This window comes from Agriterribacter sp. (assembly GCF_035445465.1).
Classification (GTDB): domain Bacteria; phylum Bacteroidota; class Bacteroidia; order Chitinophagales; family Chitinophagaceae; genus Agriterribacter.
The window spans coordinates 1-7,135 of sequence record NZ_DAOMQT010000100.1 but is presented as its reverse complement, the minus strand read 5'-3'; the positions used below and the strand labels follow the sequence as shown (position 1 = coordinate 7,135).

The following is a 7,135-nucleotide window of genomic DNA, read 5'->3' as shown; positions in this document are numbered from 1 at the left end:
TGCCTCAATCATGAAAAATAATACAAATAAATACTGGTGGTGGCATACAAACTCTCTTTGGGGCTTGTAATGCTGTTATCGTATGTTCGTATAGTACAATATTCAGGCCCCGGTAATCACCGGGGTTTTTTTATGAAAATGGAACAAGGCAGTTATGAAAAAAATTGAAATAAAAACGCGGTTTAAAAAAATGCTTTCCGATGTGTATACGCCGGTGGGCATTTACTTAAGGGTAAGAGACCGCTTTCGTGATACCATATTGCTGGAGAGCACCGACTATCATGCCGCAGAAAATAGTTTTTCCTTTATCTGCATCAATGCTATCGCAGGTATGGAAATTACCAGCCATCGCTCAATAGAGTTTAAGTTGCCGGGTCAGCAGCCGGAACAGATCCCCGTAAACAACCCGGCTGAAGTGCCCGGTATGCTATGGGATTTTATGCAGCGCTTTGATGTTGAACCTTCTGCAGATAAGATCGTTGCTTCTGTGCAGGGACTATATGGTTACACCACCTTTGATGCCGTTCAGTTTTTTGATACCATTACTTTTACCAACCGTACTGCTGATGCAACTGGCGGTCACCCGGCTTTTGCTTCCATACCGCTTATGCGTTACCGCCTGTATCAATATGTTATTGCTATCAATCATTTTAAAAATGAAATGTATCTCTGCGAAAATGGTATTCCCGGAATAAGCAGTGATGTGGAAATGGTAGAGTCGCTGATCAGGAGTAAAGATGTGCCCGTGTTTCCATTCAGGGCAAACGGAACAGAAACGTCTAACATGACGGATGAAGACTACCGCCAAATGGTGCAAAAGGGAATACAGAGTTGCTATAGGGGTGATGTATTCCAGATTGTGCTGAGCAGGCGCTTTGCCCGGGGCTTTACCGGCGATGAATTTAATGTATACCGTGCCCTCCGGAATATTAATCCCTCTCCTTATCTTTTTTATTTCGATTATGGCGACTACCGGCTGATGGGCTCTTCTCCCGAAAGTCAGTTGATCATTAAAAACGGCAAAGCCGTAGTACATCCTATTGCCGGTACATTTAAAAGAAGCGGTGATGATGAAACCGATCAGCAAATGGCCGACAAGCTATTACATGACCCCAAGGAAAATGCCGAACACGTTATGCTGGTTGATCTGGCAAGGAACGACCTGAGCCGGCTCTGTGATGAAGTAAAGGTGAAGCATTACCGGCAGGTGCAGTATTACTCGCACGTTATTCACCTGGTAAGTGAAGTAACCGGTAATGTAAAGGCGGGAACCAATCCCTTTCATTTATTGGCCACCACTTTTCCGGCAGGCACCTTAAGCGGCGCTCCCAAATTTAAAGCCATGCAGCTCATTGACGCGTATGAACCCACCTCAAGAAGCTATTATGGAGGCGCTATTGGCTTTGTGGGTTTCAACGGCAGTTGCAATCATGCTATTATGATCCGTACTTTTTTAAGTAAGAACAATACGCTGATTTCACAGGCGGGAGCAGGTATAGTAGCGGCATCCAACCCCGAAAGTGAATTGCAGGAAGTGAATAATAAATTAAACGCTTTGAAAAAAGCCGTGGAGATGGCGGAAGGGATTTAAGTGGGAAAGAAGAAAGTTACAAGTTACAGGATACAAGGTGAGGAAGATGTGAAAGTAAACAAACGATAAACTATAAACTGCAAACTACAAATAACAGGCATGAAAATATTGGTTTTTGATAATTATGATTCCTTCACGTATAACCTGGTTCACCTGGTGGAAAAGATATTGCACCAGAAAGTAGATGTGTACCGCAATGACCAGGTTAGTCTTGATAAAGTAAATGAATACGATAAGATCATTCTTTCCCCCGGACCGGGATTACCTGAAGAAGCGGGGTTGCTACTGCCGTTGATCAGGCAGTATGCAGCTTCAAAATCTATACTGGGCGTATGTTTGGGGCACCAGGCCATTGCGGAGGCTTTTGGCGGCAGGCTGGTTAATTTAAGTACGGTGTACCATGGCGTATCCGGCCCTGTGAGTTTGTATACAGATAAGGAGCCTGCTTTATTTGCCGGCTTGCCTGCTGTTATTGAGGTAGGACGCTACCATAGCTGGATAGTGGGTGATGAGGACTTCCCTGAGCAACTGGAAGTAACGGCAAGAGACGAAAATAATTATATAATGGCTTTGCGGCATAAGCAATACGATGTACAGGGTGTTCAGTTTCATCCTGAAAGTGTATTAACACCCGATGGGGAAAAGATCATGCGGAACTGGTTAAGCACTCCGGGAAATAATAAAGGGTAAATAGTATAAACTTAATTCAACAATCAAAAATTCCCTTTTGGGGATAGGGCATGAAAAAAATATTACAATACCTGTTTGAATACAAAACGCTTTCGCGGCAGCAGGCCAAAGAAGTGCTGGTGAATATTTCCAAAGGCGTGTATAATGAAAGCGAGGTAACTGCGTTCGTAACGGTATACCTTATGCGTACTATAACCATTGAAGAGCTGCAGGGCTTTTCGGATGCGCTGTTGGCATTGTGTGTGCCGGTTCCTTTGGACGATTATAAGGCAACCGATATTGTGGGCACCGGCGGCGATGGTAAAAACACGTTTAATATTTCAACACTCTCCTGCTTTATTGTTGCCGGCGCCGGTCAGAAAGTGGTTAAGCATGGTAATTATGGCGCTACATCGGTTAGCGGCGCCTCCAATGTAATGGAACAGCTGGGTTACCGGTTCAAATCAGATGCCGGCCAACTGGAAAAAGAAGTGGCGGAGGCGGATATCTGCTTTTTACATGCACCGCTTTTTCATCCCGCGTTAAAAGCTGTTGGCGCTATCCGTAAAAATTTAGCTATCCGTACTTTTTTCAATATGCTGGGACCAATGGTCAACCCGGCGAAGCCTGCTTTTCAACTGGTGGGTGTGTACAACTTAGAAATGGCGCGGATATACAATTACCTGTTGCAGCAAACCGGTAAAGCGTTCACCATTATCCATAGTCTTGACGGCTATGATGAAATATCCCTCACTAACGATACCAAGGTAATTACCAGGGAAGGTGAATATATTATGACACCGGTGCAATTGGGAAAACGTATGGTGTCTGCCTCCGATATTTATGGCGGCAGTACCGTTGAGGAGGCTGCCAAATTGTTTGTAAACATTATAAAGGGTGAGGGTACCTGGGCGCAAAATGCCGTGGTGCTGGCTAATGCGGCAATGGCATTGCATTGCACAGGCGCTTATACGAGCTATAATGATGCGTATCTTGCAGCGGTAGAAAGCCTGGAAAGCGGAAGAGCCTTTGGAGCGCTGAAGAAGCTGCAGGCATTGCAGTGAAGAACCCGAACCCATGGGGTTTGCAGAGTAGGAAAACCTCGTAGGTTTAAGGAAGGAGGAAGAGAAATATGAGAAGTGAGTGGTGAGTGGTGAGAAGAGAGAGAAGTGAAAAGCTGTACCTGCACCTTGAGACCTGCAACTTGTAACCTGAAACCTTATATGAACATTTTAGAAACAATAATCGCTCAAAAGAAAATTGAAGTAGCTGAACGCAAACGGCAAAGGCCGGTAGCGGTTTTAGAGAAGACGGAATGGTTTTCAAAGCCCACTTTTTCGTTGCGGAAATTTTTAGCAGACGAAACTAAAACCGGCATCATAGCGGAGTTTAAAAAGAAGTCGCCGTCTAAAGGATGGATCAATGCGAATGCAGATCCTTTTATTGTTACTACTGCATACGCGCAGCATGGCGCTTCAGGATTGTCTGTTTTAACGGATGAAAAATTTTTTGGCGGGAGTTTGGATGATCTGACCAAGGCCAGGACAAACGACATCCCTGTTTTGCGGAAAGATTTTATGATTGATGCCTACCAGGTGGCGGAAGCAAAGTCAGTTGGGGCGGATGTGATCCTGCTGATTGCCGCTAATTTAACACCGGCGCAGGTAAAAGCGTTAGCCGCAACCGCTAAAAACATGGGACTGGAAGTATTGCTTGAAATACATAATGAGGAGGAGCTGGAACATGTTTGCGATGAAGTGGATATTGTTGGTGTTAATAACCGTAACCTCAAAACCTTTGAAGTAAGCATTGATACATCGGTGTACCTGGGCGGTTTAATACCGGCTGATAAAATAAAGATCTCCGAAAGTGGGATAAGTAATATAGAAACGATAAAAGAACTGAAGCGACATGGTTATAAAGGGTTTTTAATTGGCGAGAATTTTATGAAAGCGCCAGACCCAGCGATTGCTTTTGCCGCATTTGCCGAACAACTTAAAAGTTAAACGCTATGCGTATAAAAGTTTGTGGAAACACACAGCTAAGCCAGGTACATGAACTGGATGGAATGGGCGTTGAATTCGCGGGATTTATTTTTTACCATAAATCGCCGCGGTATGTGGTAGGACGTATTGACGGGGAAGCATTAAAAAAGGCGAAACTAAAGATCAATAAAGTAGGTGTTTTTGTGAATGCGGGATATGATGAGGTGATGGGCTATGTGGAGGAATATGGATTGTATATGGCGCAGTTGCATGGCGATGAATCGCCCAGGCTATGTGAAAGAATAAGCGAACAGGTGCCCACGATAAAAGTATTCCGGATCAAAGAAGGGGATAATATAGACTGGAAGATAAGGGAGTACAGGAACGTAAGTGATCTTTTTTTATTTGATACGGATTGGTTTAATTATGGAGGCAGCGGAAAGAAATTTGACTGGCACATATTAGATAATGCGCATATTAAAAAACCTTTTTTGCTGAGCGGTGGCATTGGTATAGAAGATGCGGAAGCATTGCGGTTGTTTGCTGCCGGTAAGCATGGCGCCAATCTTTTTGCGGTGGATGTGAACAGTAAATTAGAAAGCAGTCCCGGGGTAAAAGATATGGAGAAAGTTAGAAAATTTGTGGAAGCACTGAGGTAACTGTTTTACGATGGCTGCTGTACGAAGTCTCCGGACTTCGTACTCCTATGTTCTTCAAAGTTTACAACTTTGAATTAATTTAAATAAGTGTGCAATGATCAACAGAACAATAGCCCTTGCCAAGTATAAAGGCACATTTGAGCAGCCGGATATCTTTGGCTACTATGGAGGGTTCGGTGGTGCATATATTCCTGAAATGTTGTACCCCAACGTGGAGGAGCTGAAAAACAGTTACCTGAAAATAATGTATGAAAAAGATTTTCAGGAAGCGTTCAGGGCCCTGCTGAAAGATTATGTAGGGCGTCCTTCACCGTTATATCACGCTAAAAGGCTGAGCGAAAAGCATGGCGCCACTATCTTCCTGAAAAGAGAAGACCTCAATCATACCGGTGCACATAAGATCAATAATACCATCGGGCAGTTGCTTCTGGCGAGGCGGCTGGGTAAGCATCGCATTATAGCCGAAACAGGCGCTGGTCAGCATGGTGTGGCTACAGCAACCGTATGCGCATTAATGAATATGCAATGCGTGGTGTATATGGGTGAAAAAGATATTGAAAGGCAGGCGCCGAATGTGGCACGTATGAAGATGCTGGGCGCCACGGTTATACCCGCCACCAGTGGCAGTAAAACGTTAAAAGATGCTACCAATGAAGCGATCCGCGACTGGATCAACAACCCGGTAGATACGCATTATATTATTGGCAGCGTGGTAGGTCCGCATCCTTATCCCGATATGGTGGCAAGGTTCCAGAGCATTATCAGCGAAGAAATGCGCTGGCAGTTAAAGGAGCATACCGGCAGTGAGTTGCCTACGCACGTAGTTGCCTGTGTGGGCGGTGGCAGTAATGCGGCAGGTGCGTTTTATCATTACCTTGAAGATTTTGCCGTGCAATTAGTTGCTGTAGAAGCGGCAGGCTGCGGGGTACTGAGCGGCATGAGCGCTGCTACCACGCAATTGGGCAAGCCGGGTGTTTTGCATGGGAGCAAAAGCCTCGTAATGCAAACCGAAGACGGGCAGGTTGTGGAGCCACACAGTATTTCAGCCGGATTAGACTACCCCGGCATTGGACCTTTGCATGCGCATTTGTTTGAAACGGGCAGGGCATTATTTTTAAGCGCTACGGATAAGGAAGCTATAGACGCAGCTTTTGAGCTAACCCGGCTGGAAGGCATTATACCCGCATTGGAAAGCGCGCATGCCATAGCCGGACTGGATCAACTGAACCTAACGTCAAAGGATACCGTAGTGGTTTGTTTGAGCGGCAGGGGAGATAAGGATATGGCGGCGTATATGAAAGCGATGGAAGGGGAATGAGGGGTAAGTAGTAAGTGGTAAGTAAGTTTTGGCAAAAAATAACAGTATATTTTTTAGGATACACAACATGAGCAGAATACAGGAAATATTTGCAATGAAAAGCAGCAAAGTGCTGAATATCTATTGCACTGCAGGTTATCCGCACCTGGATAGCACATTAAAGGTAATGAAGGCTTTGCAGGACAATGGCGCTGATATCATTGAACTGGGTATGCCTTACAGCGACCCGTTGGCTGACGGCCCGGTTATACAGGAGAGCGGCGGCGTGGCGTTGCAAAACGGCATGACGATAAAGGTTTTGTTTGAGCAATTGAAGACGATGCGGCAAATCCATAGTAATTATAGCGCCGGCATAACCGTTCCTGTAATCCTGATGGGGTATATGAATCCTGTTTTACAGTATGGCTTTGAAAAGTTTTGTGCCGATGCCTCGGCGGCAGGAGTGGAAGGGTTGATATTGCCCGACCTGCCCATTCGGGAGTTTGAAACCGAATACGGCCCGGTGATCAGGAAATACGGGTTAGACTTTATTTTTTTGGTAACGCCCGAAACCTCGGAAGAAAGAGTAAGAAGGATTGATGCCCTGAGCACGGGATTTATTTACGCGGTTTCTTCTTCGTCTACTACCGGTAAGGATAAAAACTTTTCGGATGTGGAGCTGTACCTGCAAAAGCTGCAGCACATGCAATTGAGAAACCCTGTGTTGGTGGGCTTTGGAATAAAAGATAAAGCCACCTTTGAATCAGCATGCAAGTATGCTAATGGAGCGATTATCGGGAGCGCCTATATAAAAGCCCTGAATGAAAACCCGGATGTGGAAACAACAACAAAAAAGTTTCTGGAAACGATATTAAAATAAGAGCGGAAAACGGGATTCGAACCCGCGGCCTTCAGTTTGGGAAACTGATGCTCT

The 7,135-nt window shown here is 45.1% G+C and carries 7 protein-coding genes; all 7 read left to right on the top strand.

The features are described 5' to 3' along the window. The first annotated feature begins 154 nt into the window (after positions 1 to 154). The 7 genes from PLE34_RS21280 (at position 155) to trpA (ending at position 7,081) form a co-directional block, all read left to right on the top strand. Positions 155 to 1,591 carry an anthranilate synthase component I family protein gene (locus PLE34_RS21280; RefSeq protein ID WP_324560466.1) on the top strand — a complete coding sequence of 479 codons (1,437 nt, stop codon included), beginning with the start codon at positions 155 to 157 and terminating at the stop codon, positions 1,589 to 1,591. Between the two features lie 99 nt (positions 1,592 to 1,690). Beyond that, positions 1,691 to 2,281 (top strand): anthranilate synthase component II, encoded by a 591-nt coding sequence (locus PLE34_RS21275; RefSeq protein ID WP_324560463.1) that lies wholly within the window; start codon positions 1,691 to 1,693, stop codon positions 2,279 to 2,281. A gap of 50 nt (positions 2,282 to 2,331) precedes the next feature. Beyond that, entirely contained in the window at positions 2,332 to 3,324 is a 993-nt protein-coding gene (gene trpD / locus PLE34_RS21270; RefSeq protein WP_324560460.1) for an anthranilate phosphoribosyltransferase, read from the top strand. A 159-nt stretch (positions 3,325 to 3,483) separates the two neighbouring features. Next, on the top strand, positions 3,484 to 4,266 hold the full coding sequence (trpC, locus tag PLE34_RS21265) for an indole-3-glycerol phosphate synthase TrpC (protein ID WP_324560457.1): 783 nt from the start codon (positions 3,484 to 3,486) through the stop codon (positions 4,264 to 4,266). Between the two features lie 5 nt (positions 4,267 to 4,271). Then, entirely contained in the window at positions 4,272 to 4,904 is a 633-nt protein-coding gene (locus tag PLE34_RS21260) for a phosphoribosylanthranilate isomerase (protein ID WP_324560454.1), read from the top strand. Positions 4,905 to 4,998: 94 nt separating this feature from the next. Beyond that, positions 4,999 to 6,222 (top strand): tryptophan synthase subunit beta, encoded by a 1,224-nt coding sequence (gene trpB, locus PLE34_RS21255; protein WP_324560451.1) that lies wholly within the window; start codon positions 4,999 to 5,001, stop codon positions 6,220 to 6,222. A gap of 67 nt (positions 6,223 to 6,289) precedes the next feature. After that, the gene (gene trpA / locus PLE34_RS21250) at positions 6,290 to 7,081 is read left to right on the top strand and encodes a tryptophan synthase subunit alpha (RefSeq protein WP_324560449.1); all 792 of its coding nucleotides are present in this window, start codon (positions 6,290 to 6,292) and stop codon (positions 7,079 to 7,081) included. The last annotated feature ends 54 nt before the right edge of the window (positions 7,082 to 7,135 follow it).

Coding starts and splice junctions, on each gene's coding strand:
- PLE34_RS21280 (WP_324560466.1), top strand. CDS start 155: ATGAAAAAAATTGAAATAAAAACGCGGTTTAAAAAAATGCTTTCCGAT.
- PLE34_RS21275 (WP_324560463.1), top strand. CDS start 1,691: ATGAAAATATTGGTTTTTGATAATTATGATTCCTTCACGTATAACCTG.
- trpD (WP_324560460.1), top strand. CDS start 2,332: ATGAAAAAAATATTACAATACCTGTTTGAATACAAAACGCTTTCGCGG.
- trpC (WP_324560457.1), top strand. CDS start 3,484: ATGAACATTTTAGAAACAATAATCGCTCAAAAGAAAATTGAAGTAGCT.
- PLE34_RS21260 (WP_324560454.1), top strand. CDS start 4,272: ATGCGTATAAAAGTTTGTGGAAACACACAGCTAAGCCAGGTACATGAA.
- trpB (WP_324560451.1), top strand. CDS start 4,999: ATGATCAACAGAACAATAGCCCTTGCCAAGTATAAAGGCACATTTGAG.
- trpA (WP_324560449.1), top strand. CDS start 6,290: ATGAGCAGAATACAGGAAATATTTGCAATGAAAAGCAGCAAAGTGCTG.